Source organism: Variovorax sp. OK605, assembly GCF_900115445.1.
In the GTDB taxonomy this organism is placed as follows: domain Bacteria; phylum Pseudomonadota; class Gammaproteobacteria; order Burkholderiales; family Burkholderiaceae_C; genus Variovorax.
The window spans coordinates 386751-405048 of record NZ_FOWL01000001.1 but is presented as its reverse complement, the minus strand read 5'-3'; the positions used below and the strand labels follow the sequence as shown (position 1 = coordinate 405048).

The following is an 18298-nucleotide window of genomic DNA, read 5'->3' as shown; positions in this document are numbered from 1 at the left end:
GGGACAAGGGCTCACCACCCCCGATAGCATCGCGCGCACATGAACCCCACGACCAAAACAACAAGCCGCCCGCTGGTCATCGCCTCGATCATGGCCTCCATGGCCATGGTGGCCATCGAAGCGACCATCGTCTCCACCGTGATGCCGCAGATCGCCTCCGAGCTGGGCGGGCTGCACCTGTACAGCTGGGTGTTCGCCTCGTTCCTGCTGGCGCAGACCGCGATGACGGTGGTGTTCGGCAAGCTCTCCGACCTGTACGGCCGCAAGCCCGTCATGTTCGTGGGCATCGCCATCTTCCTCATCGGCTCGGTGCTGGCGGGCTTCTCGTGGTCGATGCCGGCCATGATCTGCTTCCGGCTGATCCAGGGCATCGGCGCGGGCGCCATCCAGCCCGTGTCGCTCACCATCGTGGGCGACCTGTACCCGGCGCGCGAACGCGGCAAGGTGCAGGGCTACCTGGCCAGCGTGTGGGCCATCTCGGCGGTGGTGGGGCCGATGATCGGCGCGCTCATCGTGCAGAAGCTGGAGTGGGGCTGGATCTTCTGGATGAACGTGCCCATCGGCCTGGCCGCCGCCGCGGGCTTCTGGCTGTACCTGCACGAGGCGCCCACCGTGCGGCGCTCGTCCATCGACATCGTGGGCGCGGTGCTGTTCACCGTCGGCATCGCGGCGCTGATGATCGCGCTGACCGACTTCGGCATCGGCGACATGGGCAGCGCGGCCATGTGGGCGGCGGTGTTCGCCGTCACGCTGGTGCTGTTCGTGATGCAGGAGCGCCGCGCCGCCGACCCGATGGTGTCGCTGCGGCTGTGGGGCGCGCGCATCATCGCCACCGTGAACGGCGCGGCCATGCTGGCCGGCATGGTGCTCATCGGCATCACCACCTTCCTGCCGATGTACGTGCAGGTGGTGCTGCAGCGCTCGTCGGTCACGGCCGGGCTCACGCTCACCATGGTGATGCTGGGCTGGCCCATCGGCGCGACGCTGACCTCGCGCACTTTCCACCGCATCGGCCTGTGGCGCATGGTGGTGGTGGGGGGGGCGCTGATCCCGGTGGGCACCGCGGCCTTCGCGCTGCTGTCGTCGGCCAGCACGCCGCTGCTGGCGGCGGTGGGTTCGTTCGTCATCGGGCTGGGCATGGGCGTGATGAGCCTGGCGTCGCTCATCCTCATCCAGGAAGCGGTGGACGTCGCGCAGCGCGGCGTGGCCACCGCGTCGAACGTGTTCTCGCGCAACCTCGGCAGCGCGCTGGGCGCGACCTTCTTCGGCGCGGTCTTCAACTTCGGGCTGACGCGCGGCGACGGCGCCATGGCCTTCACCGACGACCAGCTGCGCCTGCTGCTGCAGGGCTCGCACGGCTCGGCCGCCACCGACGCGGGCATCCGCATGGCGCTGGGCGGCTCGCTGCACCTGACCTTCGTGACCATGCTGGTCGTGAGCATCGGCGTGGTCGCGCTGGCGTTGCTGCTGCCCAAGGAGGGGCTGGAGAGCCACGCGGTCGGGGCGGGGAAGCCTGCCGCGAAATAAGAGGCAGGGCGCAGGGCGTTGAGCCTTCAGGGCACCAGCGATTTCTTCATGTGCGCCAGGTAGTAGCCGGGCGCGCAGTCGTCGATGCGGGCGTACTCCTCGTAGCCGTGCTTCAGGTAGAACCCGCGCGCCTGCCACTCGAAGGTGTCGAGCCTGGCGTTCCGCGCGCCGAGCGCGATGGCCTGCCGCTCGGCCTCGGCGAGCAGGCGGCTGCCCAGGCCGGTGCCGCGCATGTCTTCTTCGACGAACAGCACTTCGATGTTGAGCCAGTAGAGAAACACGAAGCCGCGCAAGCCGCCGAGCAGCCGGCCGCTCTCGTCTTTGGCGTTCAGGCGGATGTACTGCTGCTCCGGGTACTCGCCGACGAAGCCGTAGTTGTAGTGGCGCAGCTTGCGGCCGAGTTCACCGGAGCGGAGTTCCTCGTCGGTGGCGGGAGCGATGGTGATGTCGTTCATTCAGGCGAAGGCCAGTGCGATGAGCATGGGTGTGAAGAAGCCGGCGACCAGTGCCGCCGACACGAACAGCAGTTCGCCCAGATAGACGGGCTTTCGTGTCACCGCCCCGGCCGCAGGCCCGAGCACGAGCGGCATGGCGACCAGCAGCAGCACCGCGATCAGCGTCGAGCCCGTGAGGTAGTGCGACACACTGCCCCAGGCCATCCCCATCACCGCGATGCCGACGCATGCGATGGGCCTGGCGACGGGTTTCTCTTCGGGTGCCTTCGTGCCGGCCGGCGGGCCGGGCGAAACCACCGCCGCATGCCAGACCATGCCCGCGGCGAACGACAGCAGCGTGACCAGCGCCACCGGGCCGCCGCCGAACGCGGGGATGACCAGGGCCAGCAGCAAGGCGGCCGACAAGCCGGCGACGGTGGCGAGCACCACGCGCCAGAAGAGCAATGCGGCGAGCAATCCGATGAGGTCGTCCATGGTTCCCCGTTCTTCTCCAGCGCGTCACTGTACCGGCTTGCCGAGGTCTAGGGCGCGCGCTGCATATCGATCCGCGCTTTCCTTCTTTGTGCGCCGCGCCGTGCGTTGATACGGTCGCTCTCTTTGCATTTCAAGGCGAGCGACCATGGGCGCGAGAGATTTCGAGGGGCAAGTGCTGTCGGGCGCCGACGGCGCGGCTCGACACCAGGTGGACGTGCTGGTCATCGGCGGCGGCCCGGCCGGTGCCTGGGCCGCGGTGAGCGCGGCGGCGCAGGGTGCGCGCGTGCTGCTGGCCGACAAGGGCTTCTGCGGCACCTCGGGCGCCACCGCGAAGCCGCGCTCGACCAGGGCTCCATCGCGGCCTTTGCGGCGCAGATCGACGTGGGCCCGCTGCTGGCGTCGCGCGGCTATCCGGTGATCGACCAGGCCGAGCAGCACCCGACGCTGCGCGGCACCTCGGTGATCGTGGCGTCGAGCAAGCTGCTTGCGGCTGCGCCCGGCTTGCCTGCCGCGTGGACGCGCGCCCGCCGCACGGCGCTGCAGGAGATCCGCCGCGACGGCGCCGCGTACTACGCCTTCCACTCGGAGGTCAGCGGCTTCGGGCTGGACGTGGTGAAGCTCTCGCACCCGCTCTCGCAGTTTTCCGACGAGGCCTATCCGGCCGAAGGAATGGCTCTGCTCGACGAGGTCAAGAAGTTCCTGCTGGCCGAGAACCTCGTGGGCCGCGACTTCGCGCTTGCGCAGTGGCGCGCGCCGCAAGCCTGAACCTCCGCGCACAGCCGCAACCAGGCCGCGCCGCAAGCACGCGCTCTCCGCGTGGAGATGCTTGCACCCGCGCGCCGGCGCGGGCATCCTCGACTGCGTGCCGCCGGTTCACCGTGCGGCCTTTTTCATTCAATTCCCGTCAGGACCAGAGACACCCATGACCTACCACGCAGACTCCAAGCGCTACGACGCCATTCCCTACCGCCGCGTCGGCCGCAGCGGCCTCGTGCTGCCCGCGATCTCGCTCGGGCTGTGGCACAACTTCGGCGACACCACCTCCATCGCCACGCAGCGCCAGCTGCTGCGCACGGCCTTCGACCTGGGCATCAACCACTTCGACCTGGCCAACAACTACGGCCCGCCGTACGGCAGCGCCGAGACCAACTTCGGGCGCCTGCTGCGCGAAGACTTCAAGGCCTACCGCGACGAGCTCATCATCTCGAGCAAGGCCGGCTGGGACATGTGGCCCGGCCCCTACGGCAAGGGCGGCGGCTCGCGCAAGTACGTGCTGGCCAGTCTCGACCAGAGCCTGCAGCGCCTGGGCCTGGACTACGTCGACATCTTCTATTCGCACCGCTTCGACCCCGAGACCCCGCTGGAGGAAACCGCCTCCGCGCTGGCCCAGGCCGTGCAGCAGGGCAAGGCGCTGTACATCGGCATCTCGTCGTACTCGGCCGGCAAGACGCGCGAGATGGCCGCGCTGCTGCAGGAGTGGAAGGTGCCCCTGCTGATTCATCAACCGGCCTACAACCTGTTCAACCGCTGGATCGAGAAGGACCTGTTGAACGCCACCGACGAGCTTGGCGCGGGCGTCATCGCCTTCACGCCGCTCGCGCAAGGCTTGCTCACCGACAAGTACCTGAAAGGCATTCCGGCCGATGCGCGCATCAACCGGCCCGGCGGCGGTTCGCTCAAGCAGGAGCATCTGTCGGACGCGAACGTGGAACGCGCCCGCGCGCTCAACGAAATTGCAAAGCGCCGAGGACAGACTCTTGCGCAGCTGGCGCTGACGTGGACGCTGCGCGACCCGCGCGTGAGCTCGGCGCTGATCGGTGCGAGCCGGCCCGAGCAGATCGTCGACAACGTGGCGGCGCTGTCGCACGCGCCGCTGAGCGCCGAGGAACTGGCCGAGATCGACAAGCACGCGGTGGAGGGCGGGGTGAACCTGTGGGAGAAGCCCTCGACGGACTTCGCCTGAACCTGGGGCATCGCGGCATTGCGCCATCGCGAACCGCATCAGGTAACTTGGAATGCGTCTTTGGGAAAGCGGCGGCACTGCGCAGAATCGGTCGAAGCGTTCATTCGATCAATGCCATGCCACTGCGTACCCATTACCTTTCCCCGGCCGCCCAGGCGCGCCATGTGCTGGACCTGACTGCCAGGGCCTGGCGGATTCCGCCGAGTTCGGCGCGTGCGCTGGCGCGGCGCGCGCCGCACGGCCATGTGCCGTTGCGCGCCATGCGCCGGCTTCACGCAGCGGCGGTGCTGGCCTTGCTGCCGCATTCGTGGTGAACTGTTCTCCGGGCGGCTGAAGCCTGAACCTGGAGACTGCGGATGCTGATTGTTCTCGGTGGCTTGCCCGGTACCGGCAAGACCACCATCGCGCGCGAGATCGTGGCGCTCGCTCCGGCCGCGTACCTTCGCATCGACACCATCGAGCAGGCACTGCGCTCGGCCAGCGCGCTGGCCGGCAAGATGGTCGGTGATGTGGGGCCGGCGGGCTACATCGCTGCGTATGCCCTGGCGCGCTCCAACCTCGCCTGGGGGCAGACGGTGGTGGCCGATGGCGTCAACCCGTTGCCCGTGACGCGCGAGGCCTGGCGCACCGTGGCGGCGGACGCCGCGGTGCCCATCGTCGAGGTCGAGATCGTGTGCTCGGATGCCGCCGAACACCGGCGGCGCATCGAGCGGCGAAGCATCGATGTCCCCGGCCTCGTGCGCCCGACCTGGGCTTGCGTGCGCGAGCACGACTACCAGCCGTGGACCACGCCGCGCCTGGTGATCGACACCGCGACCGTCGATGCGCGCGAGGCCGCGCAAGCGATCCTGTCGCATCTGCGCGGCTGAGGCATCGCGCTCGCAACAGGCTTCGCAACAGACCCCGCAACCCAACCCGCATTCAACAGATATCGATAGAGGAATTCAGCGCAAACGGTGCGCGCGATGCCTCGGAGAATTTGCAGCAATTCTTCCAAGGGCGTGTCCCGCCGCACACCGTGTCCTACTCGCTGTCCCTGCTCGACAAGAGCCTGATTCCCGAAGGCGCCGACGCCGCCCAGGCGTTCCAGCACACCGTTGCGCTCGCGCAAAGCGCGGAGCGGCTGGGCTACCGGCGCTACTGGCTGGCCGAGCATCACGGCAACCGCAACTACGCGGGCTCCGCGCCCGAAGTGCTCGCATCGCACGTGCTGGCGAAGACCTCGCGCATCCGCGTGGGCACGGGCGGCGTGATGCTGCAGCACTACAGCCCCTTCAAGGTGGCCGAGACCTTTCGCGTGCTCGCATCGCTCGCGCCGGGCCGCGTGGACCTCGGCATCGGCAAGGCGCCCGGCGGCCTGCCATTGACCAGCAAGGCGCTGCAGTGGCTGCACGACCCGCTGAAGCAGCGCAGTGAAGACTTCGGTGTGCGCTTGGCCGAGCTCGATGCCTTCCTGCACGACGGCATCGCTTCGGGCCATGCACTGGCCGGCGCGGTCGCCACGCCCAACCCGCCGCAACCGCCGCAACGCGTGCTGCTCGGCGGCAGCCCCGAGAGCGCGGTGCTCGCGGCGCGGCTCGGCTGGCAGTTCGCCTATGCGGGGCACTTCAACGGCGACCCGGTGAACCTCGCGCAATCGGTCGAGGCCTACCGCGCCGAGACCGGCCGCGCGCCGCTGCTCGCGCTGTTCGCCTTCGCCGCCGAGACGCCAGAGGAAGCGGCCGCGCGGGTCGGCGCGCTGCGCAGCTTCCGGGTGCATCTGCCGACGGGGCAGAGCGTGAACCTGCCGAGCCTGGAGGCCGCCGCCGAGTTCGCGCGGCAGGCCGGCGTGAGCGACTACCGCACCGAAGAGCGCCGCCCGCATGTGATCTCGGGCACGGGCGAGCAGGTGCGCGACGCGCTCGATGCACTCAGCGAGCGCCATGGCATCGAGGAGTTCGTCATCGACATTCCGGTCGCGGATTTCGCGGCGCGCCATGCGTGCGTCGAGTTGCTGGCCAAGGCGCGCGAGACCGTGCCGGCCTGAGCTTTCCGTCTTCCTTCATTCCCCCCAAGAGACAAGAGCGATCGTCATGAGCAACATCAAGTTCGGCGTCATGCTGCAAGGTGCCGGCAGCCACATGAATTCCTGGAAGCATCCGGGCGGGCCGGCCGACGCGAGCGTCAACCTCGGCTTCTTCGTGCGCAGCGCGCAGAAGGCCGAAGCGGCCGGCATCGCCTTCGCGTTCGTGGCGGACGGGCTCTACATCAACGAGAAATCGATTCCGCACTTTCTCAACCGCTTCGAGCCGATCTCGATCCTGTCGGCGCTTGCGGCGGTCACCTCGAAGATCGGCCTGGCGGGCACCGTGTCGAGTTCGTACAGCGACCCGTTCACGGTGGCGCGCCAGTTCGCCTCGCTCGACCTCATCAGCGGCGGGCGCGCGGGCTGGAACGTGGTGACCACGCCGCTCGAAGGCAGCGCGAAGAACTACAGCCGCACGCACCCGGAGCACGCGCTGCGCTACGAGATCGCCGACGAGTACCTGGCCGTGACGCAGGGCCTGTGGGACAGCTGGGACGACGACGCCTTCGTGCGCAACCGCGAGAGCGGCCGCTTCTTCGAGCGCGACCGGCTGCACACGCTCGACCACAAGGGGCGCTTCTTCGAGGTGTCGGGGCCGCTGAACATCCAGCGCTCCGCGCAGGGGCAGCCGGTGATCTTCCAGGCCGGTTCGTCGGACGCGGGCATCGGCCTGGCGGGCAAGTACGCCGACGCGGTGTTCACGCATTCCCCCTCGCTGGAGGACACGCGCAGCTTCCTGCGGCAGGTGAAGGCCAGCGCGGTGGCGCAGGGCCGGCAGGCCGGCGACGTGAAGATCTTTCCGGGCATCGGCCCCGTGGTCGCGGCCACCGAGGAAGAGGCCGAGGCCAAGTACCGGCTGATCCGCGAGCTGCTCACGGTCGAGGAGGCGCTGGCCTACCTGGGCCGCTTCTTCGACCACCACGACTTCGGCCAGTACGCGCTGGACGCGCCGTTCCCCGAGCTGGGCGAGCTGGGCCGCAACAGCTTCCGCTCGACCACCGACCGCATCAAGGCGAACGCGAAGGCCAAGGGCCTGACGCTGCGCGAAGTGGCGCTCGAGGTGGCCACGCCGCGCACGCAGTTCGTGGGCACGGGCGAGCGCATTGCCGACGAGATCATCCGCTGGGTGGACGAGGGCGCCGCCGACGGTTTCATCCTGGGCTTTCCGGTGCTGGGGCAGGGGCTGGACGACTTCATCGAGTTCGTCATTCCGGTGCTGGAGGCGCGCGGGCGCTACAGCCGCGAGCTGCCGGGCCAGACGCTGCGCGACCACCTGGGCCTGCCGCGCAAGGCGAGCCGGTATGAAACGGCGGCCGACCCAGCCGGCCTCGTCCAGGCACGGAGGGCTGCCTGATGAGCGACCGGTTCGTCTACACCACGCCGCTCGACCCGCGCGCCCAGCCGCTGCTCGAAGGGCTGGCCCTGGAATACGCCACCCGCTACGGCGACGTGCTGCGCGAGCCCGGCGAGCCGAAGGAAATCGACCGCTATCCGGCGCACCTGTTCGCCCCGCCGCACGGCAACTTCGTGCTGCTGCTGCGCGACGGCGTGGCGGTGGGCGGCGGCGCGTTCATGCGCCGCGACGCGCGCACCGCGGAGCTCAAGCGCGTGTGGACGCACGCCGACCTGCGGCGCCAGGGCCTGGCGAGCAAGGTGCTGCTCGAACTCGAGGCGCAGGTGCTGCGCCAGGGCTACGAGCGCATCTGCCTGACCACCGGCTTTCGCCAACCGGAGGCCGTCGGCCTGTACCTGGGCCATGGCTACACGGCGCTGTTCGGGCCCGCCGCCGATCCGGAAGCGCCGCGCAAGCTGCCGTTCGAGAAGGCGCTGCGCGTGACGCGGCAGAAGGGCGAGGCAGTCGCCCACCCGGCCAGCTTGGCCGAGGCAGTCGCCCACACGGCCAGCTTGGCCGAGGAAGTCGCCCACACGGCCAGCCTGGCCGAGGAAGTCGCCCACACGGCCAGCCTGGCCGAGGCGGTGCAGCGATGAACACGACCGTGCTCGACGCTGGCGCCGAGCCGCGCGACCCCGCGCCGGTTCACATGCCAGCACCGCAGCGCCCGACGCCCACGGCACCTGGCGCACCGGTGAAAGGCGACTACTCGCACTTGCGCATCGTCCCCGCCAGGTACCCGGCACGCACGGCGGGCACCGTCTTCGCGGTGCTGGTCATTGCGCTGGTGCTGTATTCGACGCTGACCAACCCGCGCTGGGGCTGGGGCGTGTTCGCCGAATGGTTCTTCGCCGAGCCGGTGCTCGAAGGCCTGGGCCGCACGCTGCTGCTGACGGCGCTGGGCGCGGTGCTGGGCTTCTTCTTCGGCACCGGGCTGGCCTTGGCGCGGGTGTCGCGCTCGCCGCTGCTGGCGCGGCTGTCGTGGGTGTTCACCTGGATCTTCCGCTCGATCCCGGTGATCGTGCTGTTGCTGATCATCAACAACCTGGGCTACCTGTACGAGACGGTGTCGCTGGGCATTCCAGGCACCGACGTCACCTTCTTCTCGTACCCGACCACGCAGTTGATCAGCCCGTTCGTGGCGGCGCTGCTGGGCCTCACGCTGAACCAGGCGGCCTTTGCCTCGGAGATCGTGCGTGGCGGCATCCTGTCGGTGGAGCAGGGGCAGCTCGAAGCCGCGGCCGCACTGGGCCTGTCGCGCAGGCGGCAGTCGTTTCGCATCGTGCTGCCGCAGGCCATGCGCACCATCCTGCCGACCGCGTTCAACGACATCATCGGGCTGGCCAAGGGCACGTCGAACCTCTATATCCTGGCGCTGCCCGAGCTGTTCTACACGATCCAGATCATCTACCGGCGCAACCTGGAAGTGATTCCGCTGCTGATGGTGGCGACCGTGTGGTACCTCGTCATCCTCACGGTGCTGTCGGTGGTGCAGCACCATGTGGAGCGGCGCTTCTCGCGCGGTGCGCTGCGCAATCCGCCGAATTCCTGGGTTGGCGGCGTGGTGCACAGGTTGTGGCGTTCGAAGGTGCCGGCGGTGGCGCCGGTGGCCGGGTTGCCCGCTGCCGACGCCTCTGCCGATGCACCCGCGCAGGTGCCGCGCTGGACCGATCCGCTCACGCAGGGCGGCGAGGTCACCATCCACGGCGTGTCGAAGAGCTTCGGCGCGCTCAAGGTGCTCGACGACGTGACGCTCACCGTGGCGCAGGGCAGCGTGACGGTGATCCTGGGGCAATCGGGCTCGGGCAAGTCGACGCTGCTGCGCACCATCAACCACCTGGAGCGCGTGGACGACGGCTTCATTGCCATCGACGGCGAACTCATCGGCTACCGGCGCGACGCCGACACGCTCTACGAGCTGCACGAGAAGGAGATTCTCAAGCGACGCGTCGACGTGGGCATGGTGTTCCAGAACTTCAACCTGTTCCCGCACCTCACGGTGCTCGAGAACATCGTCGAGGCGCCGGTCTCGGTGCGCGGCCTGCCGCGCGCGGAGGCCGAGGCGCTGGCTTCGGAGCTGCTGGCGCGCGTGGGCCTGGGCGACAAGACGCATGCCTACCCGCGGCAGCTCTCCGGCGGCCAGCAGCAACGCGTGGCCATTGCGCGCGCGCTGGCGCTCAAGCCCAAGGTGCTGCTGTTCGACGAGCCCACCTCCGCGCTCGACCCCGAACTGGTGGGCGAGGTGCTGGCCGTCATCAAGCAGCTGGCGCGCTCGGGCACCACGCTGGTCATCGTGACGCACGAAATCGGCTTTGCCCGCGAGGTGGCCGACACCGTCGTCTTCATGGAGCGCGGCCGCATCCTGGAGACCGGCTCGCCCGGCAAGGTGTTCAACGCGCCGGCTCACCCGCGCACGGCGGAGTTCCTGGCCAAGGTTCTTTGACTCCCATTTCCTTACTGCACTGTCCTTCATGAACCATCGACGAAACATCCTGTGCGTTCTGCTTGCCGCGTTGCTGGTGCCGCTGGCGGCTTCGGCCCAGCCCGCGCCCGACCTGAGCCCCGAGCAGGCCGGCCGCCCGCGCGCGCAGAAGATCGACGAGGCCATCCGCCTCGCCAAGGACTTCAAGTTCCAGAAGGAGGGCGTGCTGGTCGTCGGCACGACCACCGGCCGCCTGCCGTTCGCGGCCTACGCCACCGACACCAGGACGCCCGTGGGCAACGCACCGGACATCGCGCAGCTGGTGGCCGACAGCCTCGGGCGCAAGCTGGAGCTGGTGTCCACCAGCTGGGCCGACTGGCCGCTGGGCCTGCAGTCGGGCAAGTTCGACGTGGTGGTTTCCAACGTGACGGTGACGGAAGAGCGCAAGGAGAAGTTCGACTTTTCCACCTACCGCAACGACCAGATCGGCATCTACGTGAAGACCGGCAGCAAGCTCGGCGCCATCAAGGAGCCGAAGGACATCGCGGGGCTCAAGCTCATCGTGCAGGCCAGCACCAACCAGGAGCAGATCGTGCTGCGCTGGAACAAGCAGAACCTGGCCGCCGGGCTGAAGCCGGTCGAGTTCCAGTACTACGACGATGACGTGGTGCAGCGCCTGGCCATCCAGTCGGGCCGCGCCGATGTGTACGTGGGCCCGAACGCCATTGCGGCCTACGAGGCACGCGACGGCAAGACGAAGCTCGCGGGCGTGTTCTCCGGCGGCTGGCCGCTCGATGCCGAGATTGCGGTCACCTCGCGCAAGGGCTCGGGCGTTGCCGACGCGGTCACGCTGGCGCTGAACGCGCAGATCAGGAACGGCAACTACGCCAAGGCGCTGTCGCGCTGGAACCTGGAGTCCGAAGCCATTCAAAGCTCGCGCACCAACCCGCCCGGCCTGCCGAAGAACTGATGACCATGGCTCTTTTCAAGCACACACCGGGCGCGTGGATGGCCCGCGGCCTTGTCGCGCTGACGCTCCTTGCAGGTGCGGCGCAGGCCGCCGACAAGTTCGACTTCACGCCCGGGCAGCAGGGCCGCCAGCGCGCCGGCAAGGACGCCGAGGCGGTGAACGCCATTGCGCCGAGCTTCAAGTTCGTGAAGCAAGGCGTGCTGACCATTGCCGTCGCACCGTTCGCGCCGCCGATCTCGACCTACGCCACCGACGCGAAGACCGTGGTCGGTTTCGACGCCGACTTTGCGCTGCTGGTGGCCGATGCGCTGGGGCTGAAGCTCGAGCTGCAACCCATCGCCTGGGCCGACTGGCCGCTGGGCCTGAGCTCGGGCAAGTACGACGCGGTGATCTCCAACGTGGGCGTGACCGAGCAGCGCAAGGAAAAGTTCGACTTCTCGACCTACCGCCTGGGCCTGCACGGCTTCTACGTGAAGGCCGACAGCCCGATCCGATCGATCAGGGAGCCGAAGGACATCGCGGGCCTGAAGCTCACGACCGGCGCGGGCACGAACCAGGAGCGCATCCTGCTCGAGTGGAACCGCCAGAACGCCGCGGCCGGGCTGAAGCCCGCCACCCTGCAGTACTACGACGACGATGTGACGCGCACGCTGGCGGTGGTCACCAGGCGCGTCGACGCCAACTTCAACCCCAACGCGCCGCAGGCCTACGAGGCTGCGAAGAACGGGCAGATCCGCCTGGCCGGCACCGTGAACGCGGGCTGGCCGCTGAAGTCGGACGTGGCCATTGCCACGCGCAAGGGCAGCGGCCTGGCCGTGGCGCTCACCACCGCGGCCAACGGCCTGATTCGCAACGGCACCTATGCCAGGGCGCTCGCACGCTGGAGCCTGGCCGAAGAGGCGCTGCCGAAGTCGGAAACCAACCCGCCCGGCCTGCCGAAGTTCGCGCCGTGAGCATCCGTCGTCTAGCGTTCCTCACGCCCGGCAACTACGCCGAAGAAGACCCGCTGGCCGGCCTCGAGGCGGCGCTGAAGCTCTTCGCGTTCGGCGAGAAGCTCGGCTTCGACGGCGCATGGGTGCGCCAGCGCCACCTGGAGCGCGGCGTGTCGTCGGCCACCACCTTCCTGGCCGCGGCCACGCAGCGCACGCGGCGCATCGAGCTGGGTGCGGCGGTGATCCAGATGGGCTACGAAAACCCCTTCAGGCTCGCCGAAGACCTGGCCACGGTCGACGTGCTCTCGCGCGGGCGGCTGCAGGTGGGCCTGAGCGCGGGTGCGCCGCTGCATGGCGCGTTGCTGGGCAACCGCTTTCATGACGCGGCGCCCCACACCGTCGACTACACGCACAAGCGGGTGGGGCGGCTCAAGGCCAACCTGGAGGACACGCTGCTCGGCGACGCGCAGACCTTTGTCGAGTCGGCCGGCGGGCGCGTGCGTGCGCGCGTGCAGCCGCATGCGCCGGGGCTGGTCGAGCGGCTCTGGTACGGCGGCGGCTCGCTGCGTTCGGCCGAATGGGCGGGGCGCAACGGCTTCAACCTGCTGCTGGGCAACGTGCTGTCGGGCGAGACGACCGACGATTTCCTGAACGCGCAGCTGGGCCTGGTCGAGCGCTACCGGCTGAGCGAGACCGACGTGCGCCGCGGCCGCATCGCGCTGGGCCGCGTGATCGTGCCGCTCGACAGCGCCGACGCCGCCACGCGCAAGCGCTACCGCGCGTTCGCGGCCGGCCGCGTCGAACGCACGCTGGCGCCGCAGGGCGAGCGGCGCACGCTGTTCGCGAACGACCTGGTGGGCACGTCCGACGAGATTCTCGAACGGCTGCGGCAAGACCCGGTGCTGCCGCAGGTGGAGGAACTGCGCGTGGAGCTGCCCTACAACTTCAGCACCGACGAGTACGAACAGATATTGACCGACCTGGCCGGGCGCATTGCGCCGGAACTGGGATGGCGTGCGAGCTGATCTGGAGGAAGAAGAGAGGAAAGAGGGGACCTGAGGTTGAGTTCGAGGTGAGTCGGAATCGGGTTGCGCCTGCGCAACGCCGAGGGCGGCCTTCAGCGGGCCTTCGGGCCCGCTTTTTTTCGCCTTCTAGAATCCCCGCCGGAGAACGGTGGTGTAGTGGAAGCACGTCCCCCTGCCAGGGGCGCAGCGCTGGTTCGAGTCCAGCTCGTTCTCCCTCGAATACGCATGCTCGCTCGATCGGCGAAGTGCCTGTCGATGGGTTCCTCGGACCAGAATTTCCCCTACTAGAATCCCCGCCGGAGAACGGTGGTGTAGTGGAAGCACGTTCCCCTCCCAGGGGCGCAGCGCTGGTTCGAGTCCAGCCCGTTCTCCCCCACATGCGTGTTTTTTCTTGATCGACGGGGTGCCTGCGTTGAGCTTCACGGACGAAGAGTTGGGCACCGCCTTGCGGGTGCTGCAAGCCATCTCGGACGACCCCTCCAGCATGGACGACCATCCGCGCTTCAAGTCGCTGGTGGCGAAGATCCAGAAGGAGGCCAAGCGCGGCCACCGCCTGGCGCGCCACGCCGAAGCCGCCGCGCAATTGCACAGCGCCGTGATGCAGACCGGCCTGGTTCGCGCGCAGCAGCCGCTGCCCGGGTTGCCTGTGTTGCCGTCGATGACCGGGCTTGCCGCGCCGTCCGATGCGCCGCTGCGGCCCCAGCGCTGCTATGTCTGCAAGCAGTCCTACCAGGAACTGCACCATTTCTATCACCTGCTGTGTCCCGCCTGCGCGCAGAAGAACTGGGCCCGGCGCGAGCAGCGCACCGACCTGCGCGGCTACGTGGCGCTGGTGACGGGCGGGCGCATCAAGATCGGGTTCGAGACCGCGCTGCGGCTGCTGCGCGACGGTGCCGAGGTCATCGTGACCACCCGTTTCCCGAAAGACGCCGAGCAGCGCTTCCTTGCCATGCCCGACGCCGCGTCGTGGTGCGAGCGCCTGACGCTCGAGGCGCTGGATCTGCGCAACGTGCCCTCGGTGGAAGCGTTTGCCGAGAACCTGTCGCGCAAGCTGCCGCACCTGGACATCCTCATCAACAACGCGGCGCAGACCATTAAGCGTCCGCGCGAGTTCTATGCCGCGCTGATGGCCGCCGAGCCGACGCCGTGGCTGCTGGAAGCCAGGAGCGAATACCAGGGCCGACTGCCGAGCGTGCCGGGCTGCGAGGACTACTTCGTGCCGAACGAAGTCGACCTCTACGGCCAGGCACTCGACAGGCGCCCCGACAACTCATGGTCGCAGCGGCTGCACGAGGTGTCGGCGCTGGAGCTGCTCGAGGTGCAGCTCGTGAACGCCATGAGCCCGTTCCTGCTCACGGCCCGGCTCAAGCCCGCGATGCTGCGCTCGCCGCATGCGCGCCGCTTCGTGGTGCAGGCCTCGGCCATGGAAGGGCAGTTCAACCGCGACGCCAAGACCGAGTTCCATCCGCACACCAACATGGCCAAGGCCGCGCTCAACATGATGGTGCGCACCAGCGCGCAGGAGTGGGCGCGCGACGGCATCTACATGAACGCGGTCGACACGGGCTGGGTGACCGACGAGAAGCCGTACCCCCGCGCCATGCACGCGCGCGAAGCACAGAACTTCTACACGCCGCTGGACGTGGTCGACGGCATGGCCCGGCTGATCGACCCGATCGCGCGCGGCATCAACGAGCCCGCCACGCCGCTGTTCGGCCATTTCCTCAAGGACTACGAACCCTATGCCTGGTGAGCGCACCGATCCGCCGATGGATGCCGCGGCCGGCGACAGCACGGTGCACTGCCCGGTCCACCGCGTGAGCATCACGCCCTGCGCCGCGGACGAGCTCGCGCCGCTGCTCGACCACCTGTGCGCCGACCGGCCCGTGCAGGGCAGCCAGCGCTTCCCGCGCGGCACCCTGGTGGAAGACGGGCGGCTGGACCTGTGCAAGCAGAGCCTGGGCACCGACAACTGCGTGCGGCTCGCCGAGGCGCTGCAGCACAACACCCAGGTGCGCAGCCTGATGCTGGGCACCGACGCCATCGGCGACGCCGGCGCGGGCGCGGTGGCCCGGCTGGCAACGCGCAACGCGCACCTCGAGGTGCTCTACCTGGGCTGCAACAACATCGGCCCCGAGGGCGCGCGCGAACTGGGCGCCGCGCTGGTGCAGGCCCCGCATGTCAGCGGGCTCTGGCTCAAGCGGAACCCGCTGGGGCCGGTGGGCGCCGGGAGCATTGCGCGCATGCTGCGCGGCAACCGGCATCTGCGCGTGCTGGACCTGGTCAACACCGAGCTGCGCAGCGCGGGCGTGCGCGCGGTGGTCGATGCGCTGTGCACGGACAACCGCAGCCTGCAGTCCCTCTACCTGAGCGGCAACGGCCTGGGGCCCGCCGCCGCCGGCGACCTGGCCCGGCTGCTGCGCGAAGCGCCGCACGTCGAGAGCCTGTACGCCAGCGTGAACCATCTCGGCGACGAAGGCGCGGCCGTGCTGGCGGAAGCCCTGGCGGCCAACCGCACGTTGCGCACGCTGGAACTCGCGAGCAACCGCATCGGGCCCGCAGGCGCGAAGGTGCTGCTGGAGGCCGTGCGGCATTCCGGCCTGCACACCCTCAATCTCGGCTACGCGCCATCGACCAAGGCCCTCGGTACGCGAGGCAACGACATGGGCGACCAGGGCGCGGCCTGCGCGGCGCAACTGCTCGATGCCTCGCCGCCCTTGCGCATGCTCGACCTCGCGCGCACCGGCATCACCGCCGGCGGCATGGCGGTGCTGGCCGAGGCGGCGCTGCGCAGCCGGCAGCTTGGGCGCCTGATCGTGGAGGGGCCGCTGCCCGGCGGGCTGGCCGAACACCTGGCCCGCAACAGGGCCGCGCACGGCGACGAGGCGCCGAAGGACCAGGCCCTGATCAAGAGCGTTTACCGCTGAGCGAACGCGCCGAGCAGGCAGTCCGTCACCTCGTCGGAGAACCTGCCATGGTGCGCGCCGACGAGCACGCCGTCGGCGTTCTCCGGATCGGGGCGCACGGTGGGCATGTCATGGGCGAACAGGGCCTGCGCGCAGCCGACCCAGTCGCCGCCCGCGACCGGCTCGTTGAGCGATGCCCATGACAGCGTGCCGATCACGTTGTCGCCGAAGCCGTGCATCGCGCGCCAGTCGGCGCCGTGCGCCAGCAGGAAGCGGGTGAGCGCGGCGTTGCCATTGAACACGGCCTGGTTCAGTGCCGAGCCGTCCCAGTCGCCGCCGCGCACCTCGATGGGCCAGCCGAGCGTGACCATGGCTTGCACCGCGTCGTTGCAGCCCTGGGCCGCGAGTTCGGGCAGCAGGCGCAGCTGTGTGTCGCTCAAGGTGCCGATGAGGCCGGGGTGCTGCGCCAGCACCTGCCGGGCCGCCGCTTCGTCGCCGCGCGCGCAGGCGGCGATGAAGGCTTCGTCGGCCGGAAGCGGCGCATCGCCGCCGCCCGCGGCTTGCAGCATCCGCGCGACCTCGCTCAGCCCGAAGCGCAGCGCGACGGTGTGCGCGGGCGTGCCGTCGCGTGTGGTGGCCTTCGGGTCGGCACCCGCGGCCAGCAGCGCCTCGATGTGCGCGGGCGAGCGGCGGCGGCGAATGGCCCACAGCAGCAGCGAACCCCATTCAGCGGTGGGCTCGCCCCGCGGTTTTTCGTTCGCGTCGCCGCCGTGCGCGAGCAGGAGCCGCAGCGTGTCGACGGCGTCGAGGTCGAGCACGCGGTACAGCGCGTTCGAGCCGGCGATGCGCGCACCGGCCTCCAGCAGCAGCCGGGTGCATGGCGGGTTGTCCAGCGCGTGATAGAGCGACTCGCCGTCGTTCGGGTCTGCGCCCGCGTCGAGCAGCAGTTGCGTGAGCGGCGCGTCGTGGTTCTGGCCGGCGGCGCCGTAGAGCGCGGAGAGGCGTTCGGTTTCGGAGGGCGCTTCGAGCGAGGCCGGCGGCCAGCGGTTGCCGGCCGACTGGCCGGGCGAGGCGCCGGCGTCGAGCAGCAACTTCGCGCAGGCGCGCAGGCCTTCGCGAAAGGCCGGCAGGCGCATCAGCCCGGAGTGCGTGACGGCCACGAGCGGCGGCAAGGCCAGCGGGCCGCCGGCGCGGTGCACCCAGGCCGGGTCTTGCGCGATGGCCTGGCGCAGCGCGGCCTCGTTGCCGATGGCGCAGGCCAGCCAGGGGTCGTTGCCGGGCAGGGCGGGGTTGTCGTCGAGCAGGCGGGCGGCCACCGCGGGCCGTGCACCGTTCGTCCCCCCGGCGATGTCGCCCGCGTACACGAGCCGCAGCCAGTGGAGCAAGGCCTTGGCCGGGTCGTCCACCTGCGCCCTGCGCGCGAGCACGAAACCCTGCAGGTCGGCCCACGACGCGAAGCCGTATTCGCGCGCCACGCACGACTGCGCGTCGTGCAGGCGCAGGCCCAGGGCCGCGATGGCGATATCGGTCTTGCCCGCGGCGGCCGGCAGGGCCTCGCGGAACCGGGTGGTAGCTTCGGGATCGTTGCGCCGGTAGAGAGCGAGCAGCTCCTTGGCTTGCTTCTTCAGGTGGCCGAGATCGGGCCGGGCGGGAATGCGCTTCATGAAAACCTCCGTGCATCGAACGCCGACGACCCGCAACTCCGGCTGCACAAAAGGCTGTTCGACCAGCGGCAAATGAAGGCAAGTGGGTTCAACCCTTCCCGCGGGCCCGGGCGCGGCTTGCAACCGCGGCCCGGATCTTAGCGCAGCGCTTTGGTCGAAGCCCGGCTCAGAAGCTGTGCACGTTCCACTCGTAGTCGATGGCCACCTCGCCCAGCAGGCGCAGCCGCTCCTGCGGCGCGGCGGCCAGTGCCGCGACCAGCTTCGTGTTGAAGCCCACGAGCGTGGCCTTGGCGCTGTCGGCGAATTCGCCGCTGATGCCCTGGTCTTCGTAGGTGCGCACATACGACTGCGCCGCGATGCCGACCACGAAGTACAGGCTGGCGTTGCCGGGGTCGGCCTTCATGAGCTCGAAGGCGTCCTTGTAGAACGACTTGAAGGCGTCGGTGCCCGAGGTGGCGCTGTCGAAGCGTTGGGCGATGTCCTGGAATTCCATCTTTCTCGA

18 protein-coding genes, 2 tRNA genes and 1 pseudogene are annotated in these 18298 nt (G+C 69.4%); 17 read left to right on the top strand and 4 right to left on the bottom strand.

All coding sequences use genetic code 11. The features are described 5' to 3' along the window. Positions 1–39 precede the first annotated feature (39 nt). Positions 40–1527 (top strand): MFS transporter, encoded by a 1488-nt coding sequence (locus BM013_RS01815; RefSeq protein WP_093122054.1) that lies wholly within the window; start codon positions 40–42, stop codon positions 1525–1527. A 26-nt stretch (positions 1528–1553) separates the two neighbouring features. On the opposite strand, the gene BM013_RS01810 is transcribed toward BM013_RS01815, so the two are convergent. After that, positions 1554–1982 carry a GNAT family N-acetyltransferase gene (locus BM013_RS01810; protein ID WP_093122052.1) on the bottom strand — a complete coding sequence of 143 codons (429 nt, stop codon included), beginning with the start codon at positions 1980–1982 and terminating at the stop codon, positions 1554–1556. Continuing rightward, positions 1983–2456, bottom strand: a complete 474-nt coding sequence (locus tag BM013_RS01805; RefSeq protein ID WP_093122049.1) for a hypothetical protein — start codon at positions 2454–2456, stop codon at positions 1983–1985. Positions 2457–2601: 145 nt separating this feature from the next. On the opposite strand from BM013_RS01805, the pseudogene BM013_RS01800 reads away from it, so the two are divergent. The 16 genes and pseudogenes from BM013_RS01800 to BM013_RS01730 form a co-directional block, all read left to right on the top strand. Next, positions 2602–2787, top strand: a pseudogene (locus BM013_RS01800) (FAD-dependent oxidoreductase); the annotation flags it as partial. 50 nt (positions 2788–2837) lie between these two features. Beyond that, positions 2838–3221, top strand: coding sequence for a hypothetical protein (locus BM013_RS01795; protein ID WP_256221353.1), 384 nt, complete (start codon positions 2838–2840; stop codon positions 3219–3221). 157 nt (positions 3222–3378) lie between these two features. Then, positions 3379–4419 (top strand): L-glyceraldehyde 3-phosphate reductase, encoded by a 1041-nt coding sequence (gene mgrA, locus BM013_RS01790; protein ID WP_093122046.1) that lies wholly within the window; start codon positions 3379–3381, stop codon positions 4417–4419. Between the two features lie 116 nt (positions 4420–4535). Beyond that, positions 4536–4733 (top strand): hypothetical protein, encoded by a 198-nt coding sequence (locus BM013_RS40355; protein WP_143098221.1) that lies wholly within the window; start codon positions 4536–4538, stop codon positions 4731–4733. Positions 4734–4775: 42 nt separating this feature from the next. Further along, positions 4776–5288 (top strand): P-loop nucleotide/nucleoside kinase family protein, encoded by a 513-nt coding sequence (locus tag BM013_RS01785; protein ID WP_093122044.1) that lies wholly within the window; start codon positions 4776–4778, stop codon positions 5286–5288. Between the two features lie 149 nt (positions 5289–5437). Further along, positions 5438–6445: an LLM class flavin-dependent oxidoreductase gene (locus BM013_RS01780; protein WP_093122041.1), complete on the top strand. Its 1008-nt coding sequence runs from the start codon at positions 5438–5440 to the stop codon at positions 6443–6445. Between the two features lie 46 nt (positions 6446–6491). Then, on the top strand, positions 6492–7838 hold the full coding sequence (locus BM013_RS01775; RefSeq protein WP_093122038.1) for an LLM class flavin-dependent oxidoreductase: 1347 nt from the start codon (positions 6492–6494) through the stop codon (positions 7836–7838). Further along, entirely contained in the window at positions 7838–8473 is a 636-nt protein-coding gene (locus BM013_RS01770; protein ID WP_093122036.1) for a GNAT family N-acetyltransferase, read from the top strand. The genes BM013_RS01775 and BM013_RS01770 overlap by 1 nt, the downstream gene beginning before the upstream one ends. Before the next feature lie 53 nt (positions 8474–8526). After that, complete coding sequence (locus tag BM013_RS42125; RefSeq protein WP_177225422.1) at positions 8527–10320, top strand: amino acid ABC transporter permease/ATP-binding protein; 1794 nt, start codon at positions 8527–8529, stop codon at positions 10318–10320. A gap of 28 nt (positions 10321–10348) precedes the next feature. Next, entirely contained in the window at positions 10349–11269 is a 921-nt protein-coding gene (locus tag BM013_RS01760) for an ABC transporter substrate-binding protein (protein WP_093122031.1), read from the top strand. A 38-nt stretch (positions 11270–11307) separates the two neighbouring features. Beyond that, positions 11308–12222 carry an ABC transporter substrate-binding protein gene (locus tag BM013_RS01755; RefSeq protein ID WP_256219893.1) on the top strand — a complete coding sequence of 305 codons (915 nt, stop codon included), beginning with the start codon at positions 11308–11310 and terminating at the stop codon, positions 12220–12222. Then, entirely contained in the window at positions 12219–13226 is a 1008-nt protein-coding gene (locus tag BM013_RS01750; protein ID WP_093122027.1) for an LLM class flavin-dependent oxidoreductase, read from the top strand. Before BM013_RS01755 ends, BM013_RS01750 begins: the two co-directional genes overlap by 4 nt. A gap of 142 nt (positions 13227–13368) precedes the next feature. After that, positions 13369–13439, top strand: a tRNA-Gly gene (locus BM013_RS01745). Between the two features lie 87 nt (positions 13440–13526). Next, positions 13527–13597: transfer RNA gene (locus tag BM013_RS01740), tRNA-Gly, on the top strand. A 41-nt stretch (positions 13598–13638) separates the two neighbouring features. Next, the gene (locus BM013_RS01735) at positions 13639–14979 is read left to right on the top strand and encodes an SDR family NAD(P)-dependent oxidoreductase (RefSeq protein ID WP_218153626.1); all 1341 of its coding nucleotides are present in this window, start codon (positions 13639–13641) and stop codon (positions 14977–14979) included. Next, complete coding sequence (locus tag BM013_RS01730) at positions 14969–16153, top strand: leucine-rich repeat domain-containing protein (RefSeq protein ID WP_093122025.1); 1185 nt, start codon at positions 14969–14971, stop codon at positions 16151–16153. Before BM013_RS01735 ends, BM013_RS01730 begins: the two co-directional genes overlap by 11 nt. On the opposite strand, the gene BM013_RS01725 is transcribed toward BM013_RS01730, so the two are convergent. Both BM013_RS01725 and BM013_RS01720 read right to left on the bottom strand, forming a co-directional pair. Next, on the bottom strand, positions 16144–17796 hold the full coding sequence (locus BM013_RS01725) for an ankyrin repeat domain-containing protein (RefSeq protein WP_093122022.1): 1653 nt from the start codon (positions 17794–17796) through the stop codon (positions 16144–16146). The genes BM013_RS01730 and BM013_RS01725 overlap by 10 nt on opposite strands. A gap of 166 nt (positions 17797–17962) precedes the next feature. Further along, on the bottom strand, positions 17963–18289 hold the full coding sequence (locus BM013_RS01720) for a hypothetical protein (protein WP_093122019.1): 327 nt from the start codon (positions 18287–18289) through the stop codon (positions 17963–17965). Positions 18290–18298: the final 9 nt, after the last annotated feature.